Source organism: Bradyrhizobium sp. WBOS07 (genome assembly GCF_024585165.1).
Classification (GTDB): domain Bacteria; phylum Pseudomonadota; class Alphaproteobacteria; order Rhizobiales; family Xanthobacteraceae; genus Bradyrhizobium; species Bradyrhizobium japonicum_B.
The window spans coordinates 2626591-2651693 of record NZ_CP029008.1 but is presented as its reverse complement, the minus strand read 5'-3'; the positions used below and the strand labels follow the sequence as shown (position 1 = coordinate 2651693).

Sequence of the window (25103 nt, the reverse complement as noted above, 5' to 3'; positions counted from 1 at the left end):
TGCACCGCGTCCGGGACGCGAGAGCTACTGCACGTCCATCTGCAGCCCTTCCTTCTGGATGATGCCGGCGAACTTCTTGGTCTCGGCGTCCACGAAGGCGGCGAATTGCTGCGGCGTGCCGTAGTCGGCGCGCGCGCCCATGGCGGCGATCTGCTTCTTGACGTCGTCGCGCTCGAGCATCGCCTTGATCTGGAGATTGAGCGCGTTCAGCACCTCCGGCGAGACGCCCTTCGGCAGGAAGACGCAGAACCAGGAGGACACGTCGAAGTTCGCCAGCTCCGGCGCGCTCTCGCGCATGGTCGGTAGGTTCGGCGCGAGCTCGCTGCGTTCGGTCGTGGTGACGCAGAGGCCGTTGAGCGTGCCGTTCTGCACCTGCGGCAGGCTCGGATAGAGATTGTCGAACAGGATCTGGATGTCGCCGGCAAGCGCGGCCTGGAGCGCGGGGCCGGCGCCGCGGAACGGGATGTGCGTCATCTTCAGTCCGGTGAGCTGGAGAAACCAGGCGCCGGTGAGGTGAGGGCTCTGACCGACGCCGGAGGAGGCGTAGCTGAGCTTGTCCGGATTGGCCTTGAGATAGGCGATCAACTCGGGGATCGACTTGATGCCGGTCTTCGGATGCGCCGACACGATGTTCGGAATCCGGATCATGTTGGAGACCGGCTGAAGCTGGTCCGGCTTGTAGGAGAGATTCTTGAAGATGCTGTAGGCGATCGCGTTCGGGCCGGGATTGCCGACCAGGATGGTGTGGCCGTCAGGCTTGGCGCGGACCACCTCGGCCGTGCCGATAGTGCCGCCGCCGCCGGAGCGGTTTTCCACGACGGCCGACTGGCCCCACGCGTTTTGCAGATGCGCGGCCAGAAGCCGGCCCATCACGTCGGTCGAGCCGCCGGCTGCGGCCGGCACGACCAGACGGACGGTTTCGGTCGGCTTCCAGTCCGCAAGGCTCGATCGCGGCAGGATCGCTGCGGCCGAAAGGCCGGCAGCAGCGGTAAGCACGCGACGTCGGGAAAAAGTCTTAGGCACGAATCTACTCCCTGCTTCTTTCTTTGCAGAGAGCCTAGGAAACCGCAGATGCGACGGCAAGCCGCGCGCGAGCGCAAGCGCCGCATGGAGGGCGGCACGACGCCGCAGGCGAGCACTATTTACCTTGCGGCGGAATTGGAAGGCGCTCCAGACACTTGTCTTGCAGGCTCTGCTGCGTTGTCTCGAGGCGAGCCGGTCCCGACGTCGCTCGAAAACGCTTTCGCGACTCAGTTGAAGCTGAGCAGCTTGAACAGCGGCGTGAGGTAGCTCATCTCCTGACCCGACGTCGGCGTGGTGCGGCTGATGAAGTCGAAGATCTTGCCGTCCTGCAGGCCGTAATTCGCCAGCCGCCGCACGCGCCGGTTCTTATCGAAATAGACCGCGATCACGCGCTGGTCGACCACCTTCTGGTTCATGAAAGCGACCACGCGCTCCGAGCGCTGCGAGATGTAGTAGAAGACTTCGCCGTCGAGCGTGGCGACGGTGGAGGGCGTGCCCATCACGATCAGCACCTGGTCCTGGCTCGCGCCGATCGGAATCTGCTCCAGCGCGCCGGGCGGCAGGATGTAACCCTTCTGGAATTGCTCGCCGGTGCAGCCCGCCAGCGCAGCGCCGACCAGGGTGGCGGCGGCGAGCATGCGCAAGGCGCGCCAGCGTGCATGGAGGCCGCGCCGCGTGTTCGCGCGCAGGCTGGTCTGGTTCGTTGTCGTCATAGCGGAACTGATTCCGTCCCCTTGCGTCGCGCGAGGCGCTGAAGTACCGGGCTGGGCGTCTGAATGCAACTCGCGCGCGCCCGCTTGCGGAAACCACAATGCTTTGGCCGTTCAATCACTTCAGGAAACCCCGGCGAACCCCGCCGGACACCATTGAAGCCATCTATGGCATGATCGTGACGCAGGCGCGAGAACCCATATTTTACCGCGACTTGGCCGTGCCCGATACGGTTAACGGGCGTTTCGACCTATTGCTGCTGCATCTGTGGCTGTTGCTGCGACGCCTGCGCACGGCTCGAGGCGCCAGCGAGCTGTCGCAGGCGCTGTTCGACCGCTTCTGCGAGGATATGGACGACAATCTGCGCGAGATGGGGGTGGGCGACCAGACCGTGCCGAAGCGGATGCGGGCTTTCGGCGAGGCCTTTTACGGCCGCGTCCAGGCCTATGACCAGGCCATCGAGGCCGGGGATAAGGCCCTGGCGGAGGCGATCTGCAAGAATATCTTGAACGGGACCGGCTTGGACCAGGCGGAGCGGCTCGCGGCCTATGCCCGCGCCAGTGAGGCCGCTCTCGGCCGGGCCGAGGAGGCTGCGGTGCTGCAGGCCTCCTTCAGGTTTCCTCCAGCGCTTTCCGAGGACGTCACGCCATGAGCCGACCAGCGACCGGATCCCAGCCCGATCCTTGGCGGGCACCTGTCATCGTTGCCCAGATCCCCGACACCGGCCTGCACCGCAAGCTCGAGGCCTCGGCCGGCGAGCGGCAGGCCATCGCCGAGGTCGGCGGTGTGCGGGAGGTCATGTCCGCCAGCGCCGACCTCGACGTGGTGCCCAGGAGCGGCGGCCGGGTTCAGGTGACCGGCACCGTCCGGGCCAGGGTCGGGCAGACCTGCGTGGTCACGCTGGACCCGATCGAGAGCGAGATCGAGGAGGAGGTGGACCTGATGTTCGCCCCCGAGGCCGAGGCGCGGCGCCTCGCCGACTTGATCGAGGAGGGCCAGGATGACGCGACGCCTGAGGTCGCCGATCCGCCGGAGCCGATCATGGGTGGCATCATCGATCTCGGCCGGGTCGCCACCGATGCCCTGTTCCTCGCCATCGATCCCTATCCGCGCAAGGAAGGGGCCGTGTTCGAGCCTGATGTCACCGCCCCCGATCCGGAGGACCATCCGTTCGCCGCGTTGAAGGCACTTCAGGACAAGAAGAAAGGCCGATAGCCGGGTCCTTCCGCGTGGGATCGCCTTGCGAAGGCACGCGAGGCCTTTGCCTGGATGGTTTCAAAGCATCCTTTATCCGACTGATTTCAATGGATTTCTTGCCAGTTCGGGGCGTTCTTGACCGGATCGCTCGGAAAGCAAAAGGCTGGGGGCAAGAGGTTGTTTCGGGGTAACAAAACGCTATTGTCGCGCCCCGGTCGGGGCGCGGCGTGGCGCCTCACCGGTCGCCACGTCCGTGGCGAACCCATTCCGCGGCCCCGCTCGTTCAGGACCGCACCAGACCAGGTTTTCCAGGACTTTTATGCCAAGCAAGGTTCGCATTGCGCTTGACGCCATGGGGGGCGACGGCGGCGCCGCCGTGGTCATTCCGGGCGCGGCCATCTCGCTTGGCAGGCATCGCGACACCGAATTCCTGCTGGTCGGGGACCGCGCCAGGATCGAGCCCGAGCTCGACCGGCATCCCCAGCTCAAGGCCGCCTCCAGGATCATCCACACCGACGTGGCCGTCAGCGGTTCGGACAAGCCGAGCCAGGCGCTGCGGCGCGGCCGCAAGACCTCCTCGATGTGGCTTGCCATCGACGCGGTGAAGAAGGGCGAGGCGGACGTCGCGGTCTCCGCCGGCAACACCGGCGCGCTGATGGCGATGTCGCGGTTCCACTTGCGCACGCTGAAGGGGATCGATCGCCCGGCGATTACGGGGATCTGGCCGACCAGGCGTGGCGAGTCCGCCGTGCTCGACCTCGGCGCCACCATCGGCGGCGACGCACACCATCTGGTGGCGCTGGCCCTGATGGGCGCCGCGATGGCGAGCGTGCTGTTCGACAAGAAGCGGCCCACGGTGGGGCTGCTCAATATCGGGACCGAGGAGATCAAGGGGCACGAGGAAATCCGCGAGGCCGGGGAGATCCTGCGGGCCAGGAACCTGCCGGAGCTCGACTATATCGGCTTCGTCGAGGGCGACGGCATCGGCAAGGGGCTGGCCGACGTCGTCGTCACCGAAGGTTTCAGCGGCAACATCGCGCTCAAGGCCGCCGAGGGAACCGCCAGGCAGATGGCCGAATTACTCCGCGACGAGATGAAGCGGAGCTGGATGTCCAAGCTCGGCTATCTCTTTGCCCGCAGCGCCTTCCAGGCCCTGCGCGACAAGATGGACCCGAACAAGTCCAATGGCGGCGTGTTCCTGGGTCTGAACGGATTGGTTGTCAAAAGCCACGGCGGAACCAGCGCCGAAGGCTTTGCCTATGCGATCGATGTTGGCTATGAGATGGCTCACTACGATCTCCTGAACAAGATCAATCAGATGCTCAACCGCGAGGGTGGTGCACTCAATTCGGTGCAGGCCGCGCAGGAGGTTGTTTCGTGACTCAAATTCGTTCGGTCGTGCTCGGCTGCGGCTCCTACCTGCCGGAGCAGGTGGTGACCAACGCCCAATTGGCGGCGCGCATCGACACCTCCGACGAGTGGATCGTGCAGCGCACCGGCATTCGCGAGCGGCACATCGCGGCGGAGGGCGAGTTCACCTCGCACCTGGCGATCAAGGCGGCGCAGGCCGCGCTCAGCGACGCCGGCATGGATGCGCAGTCGATCGACCTCATCGTGCTGGCGACCTCGACGCCGGACAACACCTTTCCCGCCACCGCCGTCGCCGTGCAGAACGCGCTCGGCATCAACCACGGCGCGGCCTTCGACCTCCAGGCGGTCTGCTCGGGCTTCGTGTTCGCGCTCGCCACCGCCGACAATTTCCTGCGCACCGGCGCCTTCAAGCGCGCGCTGGTGATCGGCGCCGAGACCTTCTCGCGCATCCTCGACTGGAACGACCGCGGCACCTGCGTGCTGTTCGGCGACGGTGCCGGCGCGGTCGTGCTGGAGGCGCAGGAGCAGCCGGGCAATGCCGCCACCGACCGCGGCGTCGTCACCACGCATCTGCGCTCCGACGGCCGCCACAAGGCCAAGCTGTTCGTCGACGGCGGGCCGTCCTCGACCCAGACCGTCGGCCACCTGCGCATGGAGGGCCGCGAGGTCTTCAAGCACGCGGTCGGCATGATCACCGACGTCATCGTCGATGCCTTCCAGGCGACCGGGCTCAATGCCGACAGCATCGACTGGTTCGTGCCGCATCAGGCCAACAAGCGAATCATCGACGCCTCCGCCCACAAGCTCCATATTGCGCCGGAGAAGGTGGTGCTGACCGTGGACCGTCACGGCAACACCTCGGCCGCCTCGATCCCGCTGGCGCTCTCGGTGGCGCGCAAGGACGGCCGCATCAAGAAGGGCGACATGGTGCTGCTGGAAGCCATGGGCGGCGGCTTCACCTGGGGCTCCGCGCTGGTGCGCTGGTAGAGCCACACTCGATAAAATTTTGCCGGAATCAGCCGCGATTATCGATGCGCCTGCATTGATGAGCGCTGTTGACCGCCGTATCGTAAGCTCATAATTTCAGACAACAATTGTTCGCCGTGAGGTGGGGCAGGGCGATGACCGATCAAAGTAAAACCGTAACGCGAGTCGACCTGTGCGAAGCCGTCTACCAGAAGGTGGGCCTGTCGCGCACGGAATCGTCCGCCTTCGTGGAATTGGTGCTGAAAGAGATCACCGACTGCCTGGAGAAGGGCGAGACGGTGAAGCTGTCCTCGTTCGGCTCGTTCATGGTGCGCAAGAAGGGGCAGCGCATCGGCCGTAATCCGAAGACCGGTACCGAGGTGCCGATCTCGCCGCGCCGCGTCATGGTGTTCAAGCCGTCGGCGATCCTGAAGCAGCGGATCAACGGCCAGCACCGCGCCAATGGCGACGCCACCAGCAAGGCTCAGCAAGAGGCGTAACCCTTTCGCAAAGGATTTGGCATTTGGACAAGGCGCCGGATGCGTTCCGAACCATCAGCGAAGTAGCGCAGGAACTCGACATTCCGCAGCACGTGCTGCGGTTCTGGGAGACCCGGTTCTCCCAGATCAAGCCGATGAAGCGCAGCGGCGGCCGCCGCTATTACCGCCCCGACGACGTCGACCTGCTCAAGGGCATCCGCCGCCTGCTCTACGGCGAGGGCTACACTATCCGCGGCGTGCAGCGGATCCTGAAGGAGCACGGCGTCAAATCGGTGCAGGGCCTCGCCGACAGCGCCGCCGCGGTCTCGTTCGGCGCCATCGAGGACGCCATCGGCGCCAGCCTGATGGAGCCCGAGGACGAGGAGGCGCCGATCAAGGGCGTCACCGACACCGACGACGACGATTACCAGGGCGACGAAGAGGAAGGCATCGACTTCCGCTTCACCGAGGTCGACGACGAGGAGATCCTCACCACGTTCCGCAAGGGCGGCGCCCCCGCCGCGCCCACCGGCCCCAGCGCGCTGGATCGGGAGCGCCTCGGCCGCGCGCTCGCCGACCTCGTCGCCTGCCGCGAGATGCTGGATCAGGCGCTGAAGGACGGGTAGGGCGGTCTTCGGACCGCTTGCGGCCAGTTCCGGGCCTGTGGGGGCGGACCGGCAAAATGCTGCGGCCTCGCCTTGCACATCGCGCCGATCCTAGCTAATGGAACGACGTTCGGAGCGTGGCGCAGCCCGGTTAGCGCACTAGTCTGGGAGACTAGGGGTCGGAGGTTCAAATCCTCTCGCTCCGACCATTTTTCTCGAAGCATCGGTTGGGTGATCGGACCGGGACGTAGGGCTCGCTCCGGCGGTGACCCATGTGCGACGATCGGCGGCGGTGGCTGCTTGGGTGGTCGGTAAACAAAAAATTCCGAAGACGGTTTTGCAGCGCCCTGCTTGGCGGTAGCTGAAGATTATTCATGGATAAATGGGGATGATCGTCGCACTACATTCTTTGCGTCTGTTTGCATCGCGAGATTCCAAGCGGGTTATCGACAGTTGGCTCCTTCGATGGCTTCTGAATTGCCTCACAGCAGTTTAACGGTGACCTTAGCCTTGCCTCCGTTGTTCGGGTAAAACGTGTCGCTGAACCATGGCAGGCCGATCACCGCATCGTTGACGTAGAGAAACAACTCACCGCTGCGCGCAGCCTTGAACGTTGCCTTGTACGTCTGCGGTGTCGTGTTCGGAAGCGGGATGGGATCAAGGAAATACTCGTCCACGCCGGTCTCGCCCACTCGAGCAATGATGCGGTACCAGGGTCTGAACAGGATGCGGCGGAGGAAAATGGCGCTGCGAAACTTCCAACGGTTGGCAAGTTCGACGGTGGAGGTCCGGAAACCAAAGGGTGTAGTCGGCCGCTCTGCGTCGGTCCAGGGCTCGGTGACAGTGATCCTGATCTCATACGAGCGACCGGAAAAGACCTTCAGGCCTGTCGGCGCACAGATCGATGAGGTCGCAAAGTCCGCGCCATCCTGCTCTATGCCCTTATTGACCGGGACGAGCGTTGCCTCCGCCGTGCCCTTGCAGAATGCCCCCATCGAATCCGCGACGTTGAACAGGAAATGGCTCGCGATCGTCGCGCCGACCCAGACCATCACCACCACCAAAACAAAAGGCAGGACGTGCCGCTTCCCGGTGCGGATGATAAACTGATAGGCCGGGTGGGTCCTGAATGCGTAAATGGCGTCGTGCATCAGGCCGGAGAGCGGCACCGGCGCTGCCCGGTCACGCCAGAGCAGGCGCATCCGGTCTTTGATTTTGGCGCTAAGGCTGCTGCCAAGAACCATAAGGATGACTACTGCGGCGATGCCGCCGGCGAACCATTCAGGGTTGGCGGCGTACCAGTCCGTCCACCAGTGAAATGATTTAGGCAGGAACGACTCGATGAACCGCACGAGTTCGGAGACCATCCGGATGGGCGACTCGAACTCATGCTCCTTGATGCGGTCGTGGAACAGCCAGAACGCCGCAAGATGCAGCGTGGCGGCTAGGGTCGCGAAATACGCCAGCCGACGCATCCAGACAAAATTCCAGAGCTTTTCCTGTGCCGCAAAACGGGCGGTCGCGCCCGCTGGCGTCTCGAATGTCGTCGGTCCGAGCGGCGTGAGCTTGCCGTTGCGGGAAACCACCAGATATTCCGGCGGCAAGCCGATCGGAGCATAGGCATTGCAGCCGCTGTCGATACGATCGAACACACTTTCGTGGATCTTCGGCAACTTGACGCTGACGCCGACATACGCGTCATTGCACAGGTCTGAGACCTTCCGTGGGCCATAGCGGTAATAGGAGCCGAGGCCGGAACGCGAGTCGTAGAGGCGGCCGTCCTTGTCCTGCGCTGAATCGATCAGTTTGATGGAGTCGGGGTCTGCGAAGGGGGCCTCCTTGAAAACGAGACCGCGCTTGATGGACTCGTCGACAAGCCAGGACAGCGGCACGAACGATACGGCATCGTCGGGATAACCTCCGCCCACGTTGGCGTGCATACCAACGAACCAGACCTGGACCAGGCGCTCGTCGTCAATGGTGGTGGGGACACTTGGCTTGGATTCGCCTTCCTCGGTCCAGAGCACGGGATGGAAGGTCGTCCGCTCATCGTCGAGCGCAAGCGCGTGCCTTGCGCATCTGACGCGTTGGCTCAGGATCCGGTTCGGAAGCTCAAGGGGCCAGATCCAGTTGCTGACGCCGCGCGTCATCTCGTCCATGGGCAGGCCGTAGGCCGCAACGGTGTCCCACACGCCGATGAACTCTATGGATGCGATGTCCTTGCGGACAATCTTTGCGTAGGGCTTGTTGCCCCGCAGGAAGTCGAACACCGGCACCAGGACGTAGTCGCGCAAGGCGCGGAAGAGCACCTCGATCTGCAAGATCGAGTGGTAGCCCTTGGCCCGGTAGGCCCTGTAAGCCTTGACCGCGCCGTTATGCAGCTCTGCTTCGGTATCCGCCACAACCAGGCCCTGCTGGAGGATGAGCGCGCCGAGGACGCGCACGGTGAACGCGCCGCGGCTGAAGCCGAAGAGGTAGATCTTCGAGCGGTTCTGGTGATCGTAGTTGCGGCAGATGAACTTGTAGGCGTCGAGGATGTTGCGCTTGAGGCCGTATCCGAATGCGCCGCCCAGCACGGCGAGCGGCACGAAGGACGAGGTACCCACGCCATCGTCGTATTTTGCGGCCTGGCTATTGCCTTGCAGGTCGAGCGCCTGGAACATCCGCCAGACGTTCGTGCGCCAGACGCTTGAGGCAGCATTACCGGTGCCATCAGACAGGATAATGATCTTGGGGCTGGCCATGCGAGCGCCGTCCCTCAAAAATGATCGATGAATACGGTGAGCGTAACAGGTGCCGATAGAATTTCAACTTTTGATTGTCGTTGTTCAGATCTAGAATGTTAGACAAAGATCTGGGGCTAATGCCTCTCAAGATCACCTCGGCCCTGCTCAGCACCGTGTTGTGCGCGACCGCTTCGATCGCGCTGACGCAGATGAAGGGCGCGACGTCGAAGTCGATCCTGCGCATCTCCTTGCGGCGGCTTTTCAGACAGGTGCGCACGAGCGCGTGGACCTCGCGGCTGAAGGCCTAGACGTCTTTGAGCTGGCCGGTGCGGGGGATCTGCTCGGCGAGCACGCGGTGCAGATTCGGGTTGATGTGATGGGCCTCGAGCGCGACCGTGACGACCGACGCGGTTGTCAAGCTCCTGTTGACGGCGGCTGCCGCGTATCCGTCCCGCGAGCGACCTGCGCCGCCCCTCCGGCGCCGCGTAGCACAGGATACTCGAGGGGAGCGGTGCTTTCCGGCGCCTTCTTTCCATCGACCGGACTCTCATGTGAAGATTTCTCCACGCGCTTCGACCAGGACCTGTAGTAGGCAACCGCCGTCATGATCGCGATTCCTGCAGCTCCCACGAGCAGTTGAGCGAGGATGCCGTTCCCTGCCAGCTGCAGGATGAAGTACCCGATGAAGGCCAGGAGGATGCCCACACAAAACACTTCGAGGGAGTGCTGGCCGCACTTTACCAGGGGGTGCCAGATGGCGGCTCGTAGCCCGGGCGCATCGATCGGTATGAACCGGGCACCAAGGATGATCAGCACCATCAAATGAAGATAGCGGTAGGGCGCCAGATTGGTCTTGTCGTTGGGATTGAAAAGCTCGAACACGGCAGGCGCAAACAAGGCCCGGAGCTGAGGCTGGTGAGCAGCCAGCGTCATGAGCGCCGCAAAAATCAAATAGGCGATAGCAACAACCAGCACGATCCTGGACCGCAGCAGGAAATGCAGGCGCCCCGCACCCGTCAACGCGAGCCATGCGCCCGTGACAAACAGAAGCTGCCACGCCAGCGGATTGAAGTACCAGCTTCCCGACGGATAGGAGGGCAGGCTCCAATAGAATTGCCGCGCAGCCAGATACAACAGCACCGACCCGATCATGACGGCGTCCGGAAACCTCAACATCAACCAGAGGATCGGAGGAAACAGGCCCATCAAGACGACGTAGAGCGGCAGCACGTCCAAGTTCAGAGGCTTGTATCTCAGCAGGAGCCCCTGCGTCATCATCTCGCTCGGCGCGCCGGTGACCGGTCCGGCGTTGAACAGATCAATCAGATCAGGCGCGTTGAACCTCTCCGACAGGAAATGGACGAAAGCCAGGTAGATTACGAATAGCAGGATATGCGCCGTGTAGATTTGCCAGACGCGCCTGAACAGCCTGCTGGCTCCGAACACGAAACCTCGCTCCATCTTTCGCGTATAAACGAGCGCTGAGGTGTAGCCGGAGATGAACACGAACAGGTCGGCCCCGTCGCTGAACCCATAATTTCGGAACGAACACCACGCCAGCACCGTGCCGGGGACATGGCCGAGAAACATCGCCCAGTTGGCGAGGCCGCGAAACAGGTCGAGACGCAAATCACGTTGCGGTGGTGGCAGCGCAAGCGCGGGCTTCATTCTGCTTTCCATCGTGTAACGATTCACGATCGATGTCCACGATCCGGCACTGCGAAGCCGCCGAGACGCTCACGCTAGAGAGCAGGCTGAGAGCCTCGCTTCAAAGGATCAAACGTGTCTTCGCCCAAGGCAACCTGCACTCGTCAGCAAAATTCTTGGCGGCCTTCCGCGAGTTCAGTTTGATGTAGCTAACAATGTTGGCGCGCTGAGGCCAGCAGGATATTGACCTGGGTCAAGCGGCCTGCCGGGAGCCCCGGCATTATGCACGGTGGCTTAGTCCCGCGCAAAACGCGCGCTGTGTCATCGGGCCAGGCGAGGTGGGCGTTTCCTCGATCCGTCGTGTTCGGATCAGTAGTTTTGCGGGGCCGTCAGGCGTGGCCCTTGATCTCGTAGTGGCCCGGCACGCATTTGTAGCGCTCGAGGCGCCAATTGGCGTGATAGATCGGATGCTCGCCCATCCATTTCGCCAGGGGGGCCTGTGCGCCGACAGCGCACTGCATCATCGAAATCTCGGGCGTCATGTTGCTGTCAGTCACGATTTCCTCGACACAACTGCCTGAGCTGGCTGCGCTCAGCCGGCAGAGCACGGCTACGACGGTCACGAACATTCCTGTCACCTCATCGGTTGTTTCTGACCACGACAAGGATGCAAGCGGAGTGCCAGAGCCTGTGACACGCAAACAACACGCTGGCCTGGCCGACTCGACCCAGCGTCCGAGTGTCCATTTGACGATTCGGATTGTAAAAAATCTGCCCATAAACCGAAGCCGGACAAATACGGGAAAAGTCAACGAAAATGCCGCGCCGCTGCTGCTTCCCTAGGGTAAGCGCGCATGAAGCGGGATGGTCTGCCGGCTTGCTCCGCCTCTCCCGCTTGCGGGAGAGGCCGACGCGCTCGCAGAGCGCGGCGGTCTCGCCGCGCAGGGACGTCCTGATCACTCTCAATAATCCCTGTGCGGAGACACCCTCTCCCCAACCCTCCCCGCAAGCGGGGGAGGGAGCCTACTGCCGATGCCTCATCCTCAGGGCCCGCCAACGGCGGGCGTCTCGAAGGATGCGCCGCGAGCACCCGGGCGGCCGATAGTCCGCGCGCCGAAATAATTGATGATCGCCGATCCGCTTTCATTTGCGCATGCCGCGCTGCTACATTTTGCGCGCGCCGGCGGGCGGCGCGGTGACGAAGAAACATCCCGAAGAAACATACCGACAAGGGAGGGGCCGAAAGTCCCATGAAGGATTTTGCTGGAAGGATCGCGGTCATCACCGGCGGCGGCACGGGCATGGGGCGCGAGCTCGCGCGGCAACTCGTCGCCGAAGGCTGCAACGTCGCGATGTGCGACGTCTCCGAGGCCGCGATGGCCGAGACCAAGCGGCTGTGCGAGAGCGAGAAGCTGCCGCAGGGCCTGCGCGTCACGACCCATGTCGCCGACGTTGCGATCGAGGATCACCTGAAGCGCTTTCGTGACGAGCTCGCCGAGCAGCAGAAGACCGACAGGATCCACCTGCTGTTCAACAATGCCGGCATCGGCGGCGGCGGCAGCCTGTTCACCAACACGCGCGAGCAGTGGGAGCGCACCTTCAACATCTGCTGGGGCGGCGTCTATCTCGGGGTGCGCACCTTCCTGCCGATGCTGGTGGCGGCGGACGAGGCCCACATCGTCAACACCGCGAGCGTCAACGGCTTCTGGGCCTCGATCGGCATGAACCAGGCGCACACCGCCTACAGCTCGGCGAAGTTCGCGGTGAAGGGATTCACCGAAGCGCTGATCAACGACCTGCGCCTGCACGCGCCGCACGTCAAATGCTCGGTGGTGATGCCCGGCCACATCGGCACCTCGATCGTCTCCAACTCGCGCAAGGTGCAGAGCGCCGACGGCTCGGAGCGGCTCAGCGACGACGAGGTCGCGCTGACGCGCAAGCGCCTGGTCGCGGCCGGCGTGCCGGATGCCGACAAGATGTCGGACGAGGACGTCCAGGCGGTGTTCGCCGAGCGCGCCCGCAGCTTCCTGGAGGATGCGCCGACGACGGCGGCACAGGCCGCCAAGATCATCCTCGACGGCGTCAAGGCCGAGCGCTGGCGCATCCTCGTCGGCGAGGATGCCAAGCGCCTCGACGAGCGCGTGCGCGCAACGCCCGAGCAGGCCTATGACCGCGCCTTCTACGAAAGCTTCACGCAGGAGGTCGGCTGGCGGCTCGGTTGAGAGCCTCGGCGGACGCGCGAATGTAGGTAGGATAATCGTCATGACAAGAGGTGCGCGTGCGATGATGCGTGCCACCTCTTGCCAATGTCCGGCCTTCATGCCGGATTGGAATGACAAGCATGCGGCGTGATCGTTCGTTCAAGCGATGGTGATCTCCAGCGGCGCTCATTCGGTGCGCGGCTGCTTGGTCGGCGGACTGAAATGGTTTAGTAAGTCAGGGATAGCGCGATGATAGAGCGTAGCTCCCGATGATGCCCGCATGCCTCTCCGACGACTGGACCCTTTGCCCGGAGCGAGAGGACATCTCCGCTGAGTTCACGCGGCTGCTGACCGCGGCCCAGGAAGGCGGCGCCACCATTGCCGAATGCCTGATGATCGCGCGGCAATTGAAGCGGGGCGACGACGGCTCCTGGCATCGGGAGTGGAAGAAGCTGGCGCAAGCCAACCGGCACCGCGCCGAGGCCGCCTTCGCGGAAGGCCACATGGCGAGCGCACAGCGCAACTGGCTGCGGGCCATGAACTATTATGGCGCGGCGGCGATGCCGCTGGAGCCGGACGACGAGCGCCGTTGGGTCGCCGTGCTCGCGATGCAGGAATGCGCGCGCCGCTACCTTTCGGCGCGCAGCCCGGCGGGCGAGGTCGTGACCATTCCCTGGCTCGAGGGACATGCGCTGCAGGGCTACTTCGTCCCCGCGCCGTCCGGCAGTGTGCGAGCGCCGACCGTGATCTGCATCGGCGAGCCCGGCCACCGCAAGGAAGAATTCCTGTTCAAGCTCGTGCCGCACGCGCGCGAGCGCGGATTCTCGCTGCTGGCGCTGGATCTGTTCGGCGAGCAGCGCGACGATTACATCGAGGCGCTGTTGCGGCGCCGCGATCTCGAGAGCGCGATCCCCTGCGTCATGGACTATCTGGAGGCGCGCAGCGACATCGATTTCGCGCGCGTCGGCATCATCGCCGATGGCTGGGGCTCTTCCTTCGTGGCGCGCGCGGTGCTGCAGGAGCCGCGGCTTGCCGCCGCGGTCTGCGACGGCGGCCTGTGGGATCTGCACGAGCGGGCTTTCTTTGCCAGCCGATTCGCGCTGAGCGACGTCAGCATCGTGCCGGTGCCGCATGCGCCGCTGATGGCCTCCAGCGCCGACTGCCAGGTGCTGATCACGCTCGGCGAGGACGGCTGGCTCAAGGCCGACCGGGCGCGTCAAATCGTTCAGAGCTCCCGGCTCGGCAGCTCGAACGTGGCGTTGAAGGTGTTCACTGCGGCCGAGACCGGCGCGGCGCAGTCCCATGCGGACAATCCGAGCCTCGCCAACGAATACATCTTCGATTGGCTCGAATCGCGGCTCGGCGCCGCCGCCCGGCGAATCTGAGCGGCCGAGGGCTAGAAGTCGAGAGAGATCCGGACGCAGGCCTTCTCGAGGCGATTCTTCAGTGTCGCGAGCTTGCCGGTGAATTCCGTCAGCTCGTCCTCGTCGAACTCCTGGAAGACGAATTCGCGGATGGTCTTGTATTGCTCGTTGAGGCTTGCGATGTGCTTCTGCGTCTTCTCGGCCAGCGACAACCGCACCACGCGGGCATCGGTCGGTGAGGGACGACGGCGCAACAGGCCCTTCTTCTCGAGCAGCTTGGACTGGGTGGTGACGAAGGACGGATCGACGTGGAGGAGCTTGGAAACGACGTTGACCGGGATGCCGTCGTCCTTGTCGAGGTCGGAGATCGCCATCAGGATCAGCCATTGCGGGCCGCTGATGCCGAGCGTCTTCGCCCAGAACTGACGCAACTCCTCCAGATACATGTTGATCGACGAGATCTCCCAGGTGAAGCGCCTGATGATATCCAGATTGCCGGTCGAGCGCAGGCGCGCTCCTTCTTTCCTCGTCGCGGACACAGCGTCACTCCCGTGAACCGATTGTTCAGGCCGGTGTTCGTGGAAGGCCATAGTCCACGCAAGCCTGCCCTGACGCAAGTGCAGGGCAGGGTAATTTCGTCACGAAAATTACAAATATGATCAGCTCAGCTGATCGGCCGGTCCGCGTGTGTTGCTCGCGGGGCACACAGTTAGTGAAACCACAAAGCTTACTAGATAAAGTATTTTGAGTAGTTGTTTGACGCAGATATGTTGCTCGTGGCGGTGGGGGGTACTCGATCGTCCCGTTGCAGGCGGTTCGCTCACGTCCCTCGCGTCGAAAGCGAGTGTGTCCGAAAGCGCAAAGTGGCCGGGCGGATTTGGAGAGACGGGGATCTGGGGGGCCTCACGGTCCAGTCTCCGTAAAATGAGCAACTTGGAGGTTTTAAATGAAGATGGTGAAGAGCCTTTTGCTCGGCACTGCGGCGGGACTGATCGCCGTCGGTGGAGCTCAGGCGGCTGATCTGCCCGTGAAGGCCAAGGCGGTCGAATACGTGCGCATCTGCTCGCTGTACGGCGCCGGATTCTACTACATGCCGGGCACCGACACCTGCATCAAGCTGGGTGGTTACATCCGCGCCGACATGATCCTCGGCGGCGGCGGCGACTATGGCTTCGCGAACAGCTCGGGCAGCGCGAACGGCGGGTCGAACAACCGTCTGACCAACTACTACTACAGCCGCGCTCGTCTGGACTTCAACGTCGATACCCGCACTGCGACCGAATACGGCGTTGTTCGCACCTACGCCGACCTGGTCGTCAGCTACGACACCACGAACGTCACCGGCAGCAGCCCGTCATCGGTTTCGACCAGTGCGGCTTCGCTAGCGCTCTACCACGCGTTCATCCAGTTCGCCGGTTTCACCTTCGGCCGCACCGTCTCGATCTTCGACGCTCCCTGGCAGAGCTATATGGCGGGCGGCCCCGATACCATTCCGGGCGGCTCCAACCACGTCAACGGCGTGAACCAGGTTGCCTACACGGCTGACTTCGGCCAGGGCATCACTGCTTCGTTCGCGCTGCAGGACGAGACTTCGGCGAACAATGGTCAGTCGAACCTCTGGAACGTGTCGTCGGGTACGGCGGCGCAGTTCGTAACCGGCGTCTATGGTGCCAATGCCTGGGGCGGCACGCGTTCGCCCGACATCATCGGTCAGGTTCGCGTCGACCAGGCCTGGGGTCTGGCTCAGCTGTCGGTCGCCGCGCATGAGCTCCATACGGCCTATTACGGCGCGAATGAAGCCACCGGTCATCCCTCCGACAAGTGGGGCTGGGCCGTGGCGGGTGCCTTGTCGATCAAGAACATCCCGACCGGTGCGGGTGACGTTATCAACCTGCAGGCCGTCTACACCGACGGTGCGACTCGGTACAACTTCCAGAGCCTGTTCCCGCAGAGCTTCTTCATGTTCAGCGGCAGCAGCAGCGGCGCCTATCAGAGCACCGGGTTCGCCGGACTTGCTGACGGCGTGTTCGGAGCGGCTACCGGCATCGACACCGTCAAGACCTGGGGCTTCCGCGGTGGCTACACCCACAACTGGAGCCCGAACTGGGCGAGCGGAGTGTACGGTGGCTATGCTCAGCTGAAGTATGGCGATTCGGGCAAGGCCCTGATCTGCACCAACTTCGCGGGGATCGCCGTGGCCGGTTCGACCTGCAATCCGGACTTCAACTTCGCGGTGGTCGGTGTCAACACCGTGTGGACCCCGGTCAAGGGCCTGGCGTTCACGGCCGACCTGAGCTGGTCGCGTCTGGACCAGAAGTACTCGGGCGCAATCAACAGCCCGGGCATTGCCTCGGCTGCGAAGCCGGCGGCCGTGTACGAGCTGAAGGACCAGAACTCGGTGAGCATGCTGCTGCGCGCTCAGCGCAACTTCTGATCATCGATCGCGCCAATCGATCGGAGGACCCCGGCGGGAAACCGCCGGGGTTTCTTCATGGGCAATGGTTTCGGAAAATCGAATGGCCGCTGCGGAACGCGAAGGAGAGCCATGCGATTCAATGACGTCAAACTTATTTACTTACTTGAGTTACTAAGCTATATACCTCTCAGCCAAATACGAAAGTTGCGGCTCTTAGCTTGATGCTAAGCCTCCAGAAACCTCCGGCGATGCCCCGCCGGAGGTTTTTTGTTGTCGCGATGGGCGCAATGTCAGCTGCGTATCGCTCGGGCGCGCACAGGCGGCCGGTAGGCGAGGCGGCTGTGGCCGGCGCAATAGGGCTGGCCGTCAGGCGCGGAATTGCCGCAGAAGCAGAAATCCTCGGCGCCCGGCGTCGAGATCGGCCAGCGGCAGCGGTTCTCGGCCAGCTCCAGCAGCGAGCAGCGATTGGCCTCGTCGATCGGCCCGGTGGCGACGGGAGCGTCGGTGTCGCCATAGATGGTGGCGAGCATCTGATATTGCAGCCGCGGCACGGCCTTCGCGCGCGCCGCGCCTCTGTCCTGAACCTTGCGCTCATCGCTGGTGCGGCCGCGCGTCAGGTTGAGGCGGGACAGCTTGCCGATCACGGCATTGCGGCTGACGCCGATATCGGCGGCGATCTCGCGGCAGGAGAGGCCGGCCTCGAAGTGCTGCTTCAGAAGCTCGATGCGTTCGTCGGTCCAAGTGGGTGAGAGAACAGGCATTTGTGAACGGTCCCAGGTTGCAGGTGCCGGCCAGCCGCCGCGAGATCCGTCCGCCTCACGCTCCGAGCGCGCTCAGGTCCTGCCATTGTCGCGGATCGACAGAAGTCCGTCCTTGATGGCGAGACGGATGCCTTCCTCGATCAAGGTACGAGCGACGCCGGGAACGCTGGTGCCGTGGGTGCCCTGTCTCACCAGCTTCTCCAGGTAGGTGATGGTCGAGAGCGCCAGGGTTACGGGAATGCGGTCAGTCTCGGCTTTTTCGGTGGCCATGGCCCGAACGCTAGCCTCTTACTCGGGTACAGAAAAGTAACGATTAAGACTCTATTTAGGTTCAGGGGTGGAAGTCAAATGCAGGCTTTGCTTGACGCCCAGCATATTGGAATCGCTCCGTAAATTACTCACGACGCAGCGCGCCGCGCGGCAGGCCGGGCGGCGTCGAGGCTTCAACAGGTCAGGAAGGGCTGCTTGGCTCAGCCGTGCACGATGGCCTTTTCGATCATGCAATGGATGCCCTTGGCGCCGTTGACGGTCTGGGTCACCCTGAGGTCGGCGGCGAGGCTGCACAGCGTGTAGGCATCCTCGCGCGACAGGTTTCGCCTCTCGCCGAGCAGCGCGATCATGTCGCGCAGCGCGCGCACCACGCATTGGTCGAGGTCGGGGTCCATCGCCATGGTCATGTAGTGGGTCGCCGTCTCGGCGCGCGGATAGTCGAACCTGAGATCCTTGCGCAGCGTCAGGCGGAAGCGGCCCTGCAGCGCGGTCTCGATCGCGGTGACGCAGACCTCGCCGTCGCCCTGCACGCCATGGCCGTCGCCGCAGGAGAACATCGCGCCCGGCACGAACACCGGCAGATAGAGCGTTGCGCCCGCACCTAGCTCCTTGTTGTCGAGATTGCCGCCCATGGCGCGCGGGATCAGCGAGGAGATCCGTCCCCAGGCTGGCGGCGGCGATACGCCCATCACGCCGAAGAATGGCTTGAGCGGCAGGTCGAGGCCCCACGGCATGCGGCCGGTCATCCTGGTGCGGTCGAGCGGGATGTTCAGGATACGCGTCTCATGGAAATCGTCGGGCAGGGTACCGGCCAGCGGCTTGATCATGTTCCAGCCCCAATCCTGCCGAAGCTGAACGTCGAGGATCTCGACCGCGAGCACGTCGCCGGGCTCGGCGCCCTCGACCGCGATCGGGCCGGTGAGAATGTGGCCGGGCAGCATGCGCTCGTTGCTGGCATGAACCTCAAACATTTCGGGCGGAATGTGAAACTTGTCGCGGTCGGGCAGCATGTCCGGACCGCCGCTGATGGTGTCGATCGTCACCTCGTCACCGCTTCTGATGGTGAGGACGGGCTTCAGCGCGGCTTCGAAAAAGCCCCAATGGCAGGTCTTGGGGCTGGAATGCAGGTGGTGATGGGTCATTTGCCGCGTCCGCTCGCTGTGATCAGGCCGGGCTTGACCGGGCGATCGATCCTCTTTCAAGAAGCTGTCTGAAGATCGCCGGGCAGGTCAAGCCCCGCGCAGACCGGCCAGCTCATTCCCGCGAGGCTCCCCTGTTTTTCGTTCTGTCCAAGACAATCGGTACCGCGCTGCTGCCGATCAACCTTCTGGTCGAGCTCGGCATCGTCTCGCTGGTGCTGATGGCGACACGCTATGCCGCGCTCGGCCGCAGGCTGGCCGTGACCACGCTGGTGCTGCTGGCGCTGGCGGCGTTCTCGCCGCTCGGCAATTTCCTGATCTATCCGTTGGAATCGCGCTTTCCGGCGTGGGACGCCTCGCGCGGGGCGCCCGACGGCATCATCGTGCTCGGCGGCTCGGTCGACACCGATCTGTCTGCGGCGCATCGCACGCCCGTCGTCGCGCACGCCGCCGATCGTCTGTTCGCGCCGGCCGAACTCGCGCGCCGCTATCCGAAGGCGCGCATCGTGTTTACCGGTGGGAGCGCGAACCTCGTCTCCAAGGATGCCAGGGAAGCCGACTATTCCGCGCCGATCCTGGAGAACCTGGGCATCGCGAAAGAGCGTCTGATCCTCGAGCGCAATTCGCGGAACACCTGGGAGAACGCGGCCTTCACGAAGCAGCTGGTGACGCCGAAGCCGGGCGAGCGATGGCTTCTGGTGACGTCGGCCTTCCACATGCCGCGCTCGATCGGAATCTTCCGCAAGGCCGGCTTTGACGTCGAGGCCTATCCGGTCGACTGGCGGATGGGCGGACGTGACGATCTGTTCTCCTTCACCAACATGGCAGCGGACGGGCTGCGCCGGACCGAAGTGGCCGTCCGCGAGTGGATCGGCCTCGTCGCCTACCGCCTGATGGGCAGGACCGGCGAGTTGCTTCCGGGACCCGCGAAGGACTAGAACGAGACCGCACAACAAGAACACGCGGCGCACGATCGCTGCGGCCGGAGGAAGCCATGCAACAGCACAGTGCAGACAGCATCGATCTTGCCGGCCTCGTTGCCGATCTCAACAGCCTGCTGCGGCTGAAGACGACTGTGATCGGCATGAAGCTGTTCGCGCAAACGGCGGAGATGGAGGCGATCCCGAAAATCCGGCGGCCGAACGCGGTCCACACCACCGACCAGATCGTCAGCATGGCGGCGCGGTTGGGCTGGACCGTCGGCATCACCGCCGACGATCTCGTCGGTGCCCAGTGCCGCGCGGTGATCGGGCTTAGCCCGCAGGATGACAAGTGGCTCGCCGGCGAAAACTATGTCGGGGTCTGGCACGGCACGGCAGAGGACGCGCGCAAGCGCCAGGAGGCGCTGGACGTGGTTCCGTTCGGCCAATACCAGGCGCTCGCCGTCAGCCCGCTCGCGAGCGGCCGGCTCGATCCGCCCGACATCTGCCTCGTCTATGCGACGCCCGGGCAGATGATCATCCTGATCAACGGCCTGCAATATACCGGCTACAAGAAGTTCGAATGGGGCGTGGTCGGCGAGACCGCTTGCGCCGATTCCTGGGGGCGGGCGCTCAAGACCGGGGAGCCCAGCCTGTCCTTGCCATGCTATGCCGAACGGCGCTATGGCGGCGTGCCGGACGAGGAGATGCTGATGGCCTTGAAGCCCGCGCATCTCGCCAAGGCGATCGAGGGCATGAAGGCGCTGGCGAAGAACGGCCTTCGCTATCCGATCCCGCCCTATGGCATTCAAAGCGACGTCCGCGCCGGCATGGGCGTGAGTTACGCGAAAAAGTAAGGGACGAGCATGAGCTCTGCGAAATTCGACATCGTCGTCTATGGCGCGACCGGGTTCACCGGCCAGCTCGTCGCCGAATATCTGGCGGCGCATTACAAGGACGACAAGTCCCTGGCATGGGCGATGGCCGGCCGCAGCCTCGACAAGCTGACATCGGTGCGCGAGGCCATCGGCGCGCCCGCCGATACGCCGCTGATCGTGGCGGACGCGTCAGACGCGGCGTCGCTGAAGGCGATGGTGGCGCAGACGAAGTCGGTGATCACGACGGTCGGGCCATATCAGTTCTATGGCGAGGACCTGCTCGCGGCCTGCGTCGCTGCGGGTGTGGATTATTTCGATCTCTGCGGCGAGCCGGTGTGGATGCGGCAGATGATCGACAAATACGAGGCTGCGGCGAAGGCGAGCGGCGCGCGCATCGTTTTCTCGTGCGGCTATGATTCCGTGCCGTTCGAGCTCGGCACCTTCTTCGTTCAGGAGGAGGCAAAGCGCGTATTCGGCGCGCCGGCACCGCGCGTGAAAGGCCGCGTGCGCGACATGCGCGGCACGCTGTCAGGCGGCACCGCGGCGAGCGCGAAGGCGACCTTCGACGCCGTTGCCAAGGACCTCAGCCTCGTCGCCATCCTCAACGACCACTTCGCGCTGACGCCGGGGTTCACCGGCCCCAAGCAGCCCAAGGGCAACAGGGCAGTCTTCGAGGAAGATCTGGAATCCTGGGCCGCGCCGTTCATGATGGCGCTGATCAACACCCGCAACGTCCATCGTTCCAACATGCTGATGGGCTTTCCCTACGGCAAGGACTTCGTCTACGACGAGATGGTTTTGACCGGTCCCGGCGAGAAGGGCGAGGCTAACGCCAAGCGCGTCATGGCCGTCAACGCCGAGAAGACCGGTCCGAACGCGCCGAAGCCGGGCGAGGGGCCGTCGAAGGAAGAGCGCGAGAACGGCCTGTTCGATCTGCTCTATGTCGCGATCGCCCCCGACGGCCGCATGGTGCGTGCCGGCGTCACCGGCGACCGCGATCCCGGCTACGGCTCGACCTCCAAGATGATCTCCGAATGCGCGATCTGCCTGCTGCGCGATGCGAGCGACGTTCCCGCCGGCTTCTGGACGCCTGGCGCAGCGATGCAGCATAAGCTGATCAAGCGGCTGGTCGATCACGCCGGGCTGAGGTTCGAGGTGGAAGGCTAGGTCGGCTCTCGTAGCTCTCGTAGGGTGGGCAAAGCGCAGCGTGCCCACGTTCTTTCGCAATCATAGAGAGGTCGTGGGCACGGCGCGCTGCGCCTTTGCCCACCCTGCGGCACCAATCGTGCAGCTACACCGCCCGCGCATCATAGGCGTACATGAAATCCATGCCTTTGGCTCCGAGCGGCAGCAGCCATTTCAGCATCTGATTCCTGACCCACGCGCCGGTGGCGCTGAACTCGCGCTTGTTGTTGCCGTTGCGGCGAGCGATGGCGACGATCTTTTCCGTGCGCGGCCGGCGCTCGACTTCGAAGGCCTGGAACGTGGCGCCGAGCTCCTGACCCTCCTTCATCAGGCGGGCGAGCCGCATCGCATCTTCCAGCGCCAGCGAGGCGCCCTGGCCGGCATGCGGGCTGGTCGCGTGCGCGGCGTCCCCGATCAGCAGCGAGCGCTTGCGTGACCAGGCCGGCAAGGTCGCGACGTCGAGCGTGTCGGTGACCACGATGTTCTCGGCGGCCTCGATGATCGCGGGGATCGGATCGTGCCAGCCGCGATGGAAGCCGCGCAGGTGCTGCTTCAACGTCGCGTGGTCGAGCGCGCGGAACATTGCCGCGTCCATGCCGTGCGCGGGCTGGGTGCTCCACCACATCACGCCGTCGTTCGGATCCGGACTGCAATAGCCGTAGCCGAAGAAGCCGCTCTGGCCGAAGGTGGTCTCGACGTGGCGGCCGATCGACCGGCCGTTGAGGACAGCGTGCGGCACGAAGCCGCCAAAGCCGATCAGTCCGGTGTCGAACGGCTGCGGCCCATCCGGCACGACCTGGCGGCGCGTGACGGAATGGACGCCGTCGGCGCCGATCAGGAAGTCACCTTCGGCGGTGGTGCCGTCGGCAAAGTAGGCGATGATCGGCTGGTCGCCGCGATCCTCGATCTTGATCAGGCGCTTCTCGAAATAGAGCGAGACGCAAGCGCACCAGGCCTTGTCGATTAGGATCTCGTTCAGCGTCGCACGGGAAATGTTGACGGCCGGCTGGCCGAAGCGCCGCGCCATGTCGCGGTTGATCGAGCCGAGCTTCTGGCCGCCTTGAGAATAGAAGTCGAAGGCCTCGGCGACCGAGCCGCGGCTGGTCAACTCGTTCGCCAACCCGATCTCGTTCATCACCTGCATGCCGTTCGGCGCGATCTGAAGGCCGCCGCCGATGCCCTTCGAATAGGGCCAAGCCTCGTAGATCGCCGATTCGATGCCGGCGCGCCGCAGCAGGATCGCGGCCACGGGCCCGGCAATGCCGGCGCCGATGATCAGCGCCTTGCGGGGACGATAGGACATGGCTTGCTCCCGACGTTTCCGTGGTGCTAGGAGAAATTACGGCCACTAAATCTCTTAGTGGCTAAGATATATATCGCCTAAGATATGAGGCCGACCTTGTCAAGGACGAAGGCGCGCGCGGCGCTGTTGCAGGAGCTCGAGGAGGCGATGCGCCGGTCGTCCGCGCAGGGCGTGCTCTACGGGCAAACCGTTGCCAACGTTGCCGGAATTGCCAATTCCGACCTCGAATGCATGGACATCCTCTATCTCGAGGGCCGCGTCACCGCAGGCAGGCTCGCCGAGGTCACGGGCCTGACGACCGGCGCCATCACCGGCGTGGTCGACCGGCTCGAGAAGGCCGGTCTGGTGCGCCGCGAGCGCGACGACAAAGATCGCCGCAAGGTCTTCATCGCCGTCGTGCCGGAGGCGGCGATGAAGATCGGCCAGTTCTACGTGCCGATGCAGCAGGCGATGGAAAAGGTATTGGCGGCTTACTCAGACGAGGAATTGCGCCTGCTGCTGCGTTTCGCCAATGAGGGCTACAAGGGCGTGCTCGCGGCGACGGAGGCGCTGAAGGGTCTGCTCGACACGCCACCGGAAAAGCGGCCCGCGCTCAAGCTGAAGAAGCATCCTCGCCAGTCCTGATCCTGTAGATCTGTGCGGCCGCGATCATGCCCCACATCGCGCCCAGCATCATCCAGAAGTGCCGCCAGTGATCGGTGTCGATCACGAAGCTTTCGCCGACGGTGCCGAGGAAGGCGGAGAAGACCGCGAGATAGGCGCGCTGCCAGGGTACCCGCACGAAGACGTGGCGGAAGCCCATGATCACGGTAGTGAAGACCAGCGCGGGATAGCACACGCCGGACAGCCAGCCGCCGGACATGAAGGCGTTGAGATAGGAGTTGTGGGTGTCCTCGGGAAAGAAGCGGTGGAACTGCAAGGGACCGATGCCGAACGGCAGGCCGAGCGCCATCTCCGCACCGAGGATGTGACGACCGAACCGGCCGAAGCGGCCTTCGTCATAGCTCTGGCCGAAGCTTGCGCGCTGCTTGAACATCTCCGCGGTCGACTCGAACGACAGCAGCACCGCGATCAGCGCCAGCCCCAGCACCGCGGCCACGATCGCCATGACGATGATGCGCGAGCGCTGCGCGTTGGTGCGGCCGGTCAGCACCATCAGCGCCAGCATGAAGGCCGAGGTCAGCACGAGGCCGCCCCAGGCGGCGCGCGAGAAGGTGAGCAGGATCGCCAGCGACATGACGCCGAAGGCGATGACGTTGCGGCACGCCTTGGCCAGCTTGTCCGAAACCACGCTCTGCAGCGCAAACAGCGCCGGCAGGATCAGGAAAGCGCCGAGCACGTTGGGGTCCTTGAACGTGCCGCGCGCGCGCCCGTAGAGCGTGAGGAGGTCGTTGCCGCCAGGCACGAGGTGGAAATAGCCCGCGACCGCCAGGAGCGATGCCACCATCGCGCCGACCACGAGCCCGCGGCGGAGCATGTCGAGCCGGGCCGCGGTGTCCTCGGACATCACCATGGCAAAGAACACGACCGTGACCGCCATGTACCAGGAGGTCGCGATCCAGCTCACCACCTCCGGCTGCTCGTACAGCGGGATCGCGCTGATCGTGTAGCCGACATTGAGCAGGACCAGCAGCGCGATCAGCGGCATCAGCGCGAGCCGCAAGCGAAGGCCGGTGGCGAAGAACGTGACGGCTGCGAGCAGCGTCATGATCTCGTAGGGGCTCGGCTCGATGAAGACGACCGCGCCGGAGGCGCCGACCAGCCACACCAGCGCGCGCTGCAGCGCCAGCACGCCGGGCGCGGCCGGTGCGGACAGTTTCACTCCATCGGCTGTCGCCGCATACGCCATCACATGCTCATACGCTTACGCAACTCGTACGCCACAACTTCCGCTGTCATCGCCCGGCTTGACCGGGCGATCCAGTACTCCGCGGCTCCAAC

The 25103-nt window shown here is 64.1% G+C and carries 25 protein-coding genes and 1 tRNA gene; 15 read left to right on the top strand and 11 right to left on the bottom strand.

Annotated features, from left to right (window positions below; translation table 11 throughout):
• Positions 1-24 precede the first annotated feature (24 nt).
• Together DCM79_RS12470 and DCM79_RS12465 are read right to left on the bottom strand one after the other, a co-directional pair.
• Positions 25-1023, bottom strand: coding sequence for a tripartite tricarboxylate transporter substrate binding protein (locus DCM79_RS12470; RefSeq protein ID WP_028135997.1), 999 nt, complete (start codon positions 1021-1023; stop codon positions 25-27).
• Between the two features lie 227 nt (positions 1024-1250).
• Positions 1251-1736 carry an outer membrane protein assembly factor BamE gene (locus DCM79_RS12465; protein WP_028135998.1) on the bottom strand — a complete coding sequence of 162 codons (486 nt, stop codon included), beginning with the start codon at positions 1734-1736 and terminating at the stop codon, positions 1251-1253.
• A 98-nt stretch (positions 1737-1834) separates the two neighbouring features.
• On the opposite strand from DCM79_RS12465, the gene DCM79_RS12460 reads away from it, so the two are divergent.
• The 7 genes from DCM79_RS12460 (at position 1835) to DCM79_RS12430 (ending at position 6561) form a co-directional block, all read left to right on the top strand.
• The gene (locus DCM79_RS12460; protein ID WP_257180090.1) at positions 1835-2386 is read left to right on the top strand and encodes a ubiquinol-cytochrome C chaperone family protein; all 552 of its coding nucleotides are present in this window, start codon (positions 1835-1837) and stop codon (positions 2384-2386) included.
• Positions 2383-2949, top strand: coding sequence for a DUF177 domain-containing protein (locus DCM79_RS12455; protein WP_257180089.1), 567 nt, complete (start codon positions 2383-2385; stop codon positions 2947-2949). Before DCM79_RS12460 ends, DCM79_RS12455 begins: the two co-directional genes overlap by 4 nt.
• 301 nt (positions 2950-3250) lie before the next feature.
• Positions 3251-4312: a phosphate acyltransferase PlsX gene (plsX, locus tag DCM79_RS12450; protein WP_257180088.1), complete on the top strand. Its 1062-nt coding sequence runs from the start codon at positions 3251-3253 to the stop codon at positions 4310-4312.
• Positions 4309-5289 (top strand): beta-ketoacyl-ACP synthase III, encoded by a 981-nt coding sequence (locus DCM79_RS12445; protein ID WP_028136002.1) that lies wholly within the window; start codon positions 4309-4311, stop codon positions 5287-5289. The genes plsX and DCM79_RS12445 overlap by 4 nt, the downstream gene beginning before the upstream one ends.
• A gap of 134 nt (positions 5290-5423) precedes the next feature.
• Positions 5424-5768, top strand: a complete 345-nt coding sequence (locus DCM79_RS12440; RefSeq protein ID WP_028136003.1) for an integration host factor subunit alpha — start codon at positions 5424-5426, stop codon at positions 5766-5768.
• Between the two features lie 23 nt (positions 5769-5791).
• Positions 5792-6373 carry a MerR family transcriptional regulator gene (locus tag DCM79_RS12435; protein WP_257180087.1) on the top strand — a complete coding sequence of 194 codons (582 nt, stop codon included), beginning with the start codon at positions 5792-5794 and terminating at the stop codon, positions 6371-6373.
• 110 nt (positions 6374-6483) lie between these two features.
• Positions 6484-6561, top strand: a tRNA-Pro gene (locus tag DCM79_RS12430).
• A 273-nt stretch (positions 6562-6834) separates the two neighbouring features.
• Here the strand turns inward: DCM79_RS12430 and DCM79_RS12425 are convergent.
• Positions 6835-9096: a DUF2235 domain-containing protein gene (locus tag DCM79_RS12425; protein ID WP_257180086.1), complete on the bottom strand. Its 2262-nt coding sequence runs from the start codon at positions 9094-9096 to the stop codon at positions 6835-6837.
• Between the two features lie 119 nt (positions 9097-9215).
• On the opposite strand from DCM79_RS12425, the gene DCM79_RS12420 reads away from it, so the two are divergent.
• The gene (locus tag DCM79_RS12420) at positions 9216-9386 is read left to right on the top strand and encodes a hypothetical protein (protein ID WP_257180085.1); all 171 of its coding nucleotides are present in this window, start codon (positions 9216-9218) and stop codon (positions 9384-9386) included.
• 106 nt (positions 9387-9492) lie between these two features.
• Here the strand turns inward: DCM79_RS12420 and DCM79_RS12415 are convergent, their stop codons facing one another.
• Complete coding sequence (locus tag DCM79_RS12415; protein WP_257180084.1) at positions 9493-10746, bottom strand: OpgC domain-containing protein; 1254 nt, start codon at positions 10744-10746, stop codon at positions 9493-9495.
• Positions 10747-11114: 368 nt separating this feature from the next.
• Complete coding sequence (locus DCM79_RS12410) at positions 11115-11354, bottom strand: hypothetical protein (protein WP_015685698.1); 240 nt, start codon at positions 11352-11354, stop codon at positions 11115-11117.
• A gap of 621 nt (positions 11355-11975) precedes the next feature.
• On the opposite strand from DCM79_RS12410, the gene DCM79_RS12405 reads away from it, so the two are divergent.
• Both DCM79_RS12405 and DCM79_RS12400 read left to right on the top strand, forming a co-directional pair.
• Positions 11976-12947 (top strand): SDR family oxidoreductase, encoded by a 972-nt coding sequence (locus DCM79_RS12405; RefSeq protein WP_257180083.1) that lies wholly within the window; start codon positions 11976-11978, stop codon positions 12945-12947.
• A gap of 248 nt (positions 12948-13195) precedes the next feature.
• Positions 13196-14311, top strand: a complete 1116-nt coding sequence (locus tag DCM79_RS12400; RefSeq protein ID WP_257180082.1) for a S9 family peptidase — start codon at positions 13196-13198, stop codon at positions 14309-14311.
• Between the two features lie 11 nt (positions 14312-14322).
• On the opposite strand, the gene DCM79_RS12395 is transcribed toward DCM79_RS12400, so the two are convergent.
• Complete coding sequence (locus DCM79_RS12395; RefSeq protein ID WP_028136009.1) at positions 14323-14829, bottom strand: MarR family winged helix-turn-helix transcriptional regulator; 507 nt, start codon at positions 14827-14829, stop codon at positions 14323-14325.
• A gap of 407 nt (positions 14830-15236) precedes the next feature.
• On the opposite strand from DCM79_RS12395, the gene DCM79_RS12390 reads away from it, so the two are divergent.
• Positions 15237-16724 carry a porin gene (locus DCM79_RS12390; protein WP_257180081.1) on the top strand — a complete coding sequence of 496 codons (1488 nt, stop codon included), beginning with the start codon at positions 15237-15239 and terminating at the stop codon, positions 16722-16724.
• A 272-nt stretch (positions 16725-16996) separates the two neighbouring features.
• Here the strand turns inward: DCM79_RS12390 and DCM79_RS12385 are convergent, their stop codons facing one another.
• The 3 genes from DCM79_RS12385 to DCM79_RS12375 form a co-directional block, all read right to left on the bottom strand.
• Positions 16997-17467: a GcrA family cell cycle regulator gene (locus DCM79_RS12385; RefSeq protein ID WP_257180080.1), complete on the bottom strand. Its 471-nt coding sequence runs from the start codon at positions 17465-17467 to the stop codon at positions 16997-16999.
• Between the two features lie 72 nt (positions 17468-17539).
• On the bottom strand, positions 17540-17737 hold the full coding sequence (locus DCM79_RS12380; RefSeq protein WP_007603456.1) for a hypothetical protein: 198 nt from the start codon (positions 17735-17737) through the stop codon (positions 17540-17542).
• Between the two features lie 200 nt (positions 17738-17937).
• Positions 17938-18879, bottom strand: a complete 942-nt coding sequence (locus DCM79_RS12375; RefSeq protein ID WP_257180079.1) for an acetamidase/formamidase family protein — start codon at positions 18877-18879, stop codon at positions 17938-17940.
• A gap of 167 nt (positions 18880-19046) precedes the next feature.
• On the opposite strand from DCM79_RS12375, the gene DCM79_RS12370 reads away from it, so the two are divergent.
• From DCM79_RS12370 to DCM79_RS12360, 3 genes are read left to right on the top strand one after another with little or no spacing between them, the layout of a single operon-like run.
• The gene (locus DCM79_RS12370; protein WP_373568133.1) at positions 19047-19814 is read left to right on the top strand and encodes a YdcF family protein; all 768 of its coding nucleotides are present in this window, start codon (positions 19047-19049) and stop codon (positions 19812-19814) included.
• A 56-nt stretch (positions 19815-19870) separates the two neighbouring features.
• Positions 19871-20653, top strand: a complete 783-nt coding sequence (locus DCM79_RS12365) for a DUF169 domain-containing protein (RefSeq protein WP_257180077.1) — start codon at positions 19871-19873, stop codon at positions 20651-20653.
• A gap of 9 nt (positions 20654-20662) precedes the next feature.
• Entirely contained in the window at positions 20663-21841 is a 1179-nt protein-coding gene (locus DCM79_RS12360; protein WP_257180076.1) for a trans-acting enoyl reductase family protein, read from the top strand.
• Between the two features lie 124 nt (positions 21842-21965).
• On the opposite strand, the gene DCM79_RS12355 is transcribed toward DCM79_RS12360, so the two are convergent.
• Positions 21966-23162 (bottom strand): FAD-dependent monooxygenase, encoded by a 1197-nt coding sequence (locus DCM79_RS12355; RefSeq protein ID WP_257180075.1) that lies wholly within the window; start codon positions 23160-23162, stop codon positions 21966-21968.
• A gap of 147 nt (positions 23163-23309) precedes the next feature.
• Here DCM79_RS12355 and DCM79_RS12350 point away from each other — a divergent pair, with 147 nt between their 5' ends.
• Positions 23310-23786 carry a MarR family transcriptional regulator gene (locus DCM79_RS12350; RefSeq protein WP_257180749.1) on the top strand — a complete coding sequence of 159 codons (477 nt, stop codon included), beginning with the start codon at positions 23310-23312 and terminating at the stop codon, positions 23784-23786.
• Here DCM79_RS12350 and DCM79_RS12345 read toward each other — a convergent pair.
• Positions 23755-25011, bottom strand: a complete 1257-nt coding sequence (locus tag DCM79_RS12345) for an O-antigen ligase (protein WP_257180074.1) — start codon at positions 25009-25011, stop codon at positions 23755-23757. The two genes, DCM79_RS12350 and DCM79_RS12345, sit on opposite strands and share 32 nt — an antisense overlap.
• Between the last annotated feature and the right edge of the window lie 92 nt (positions 25012-25103).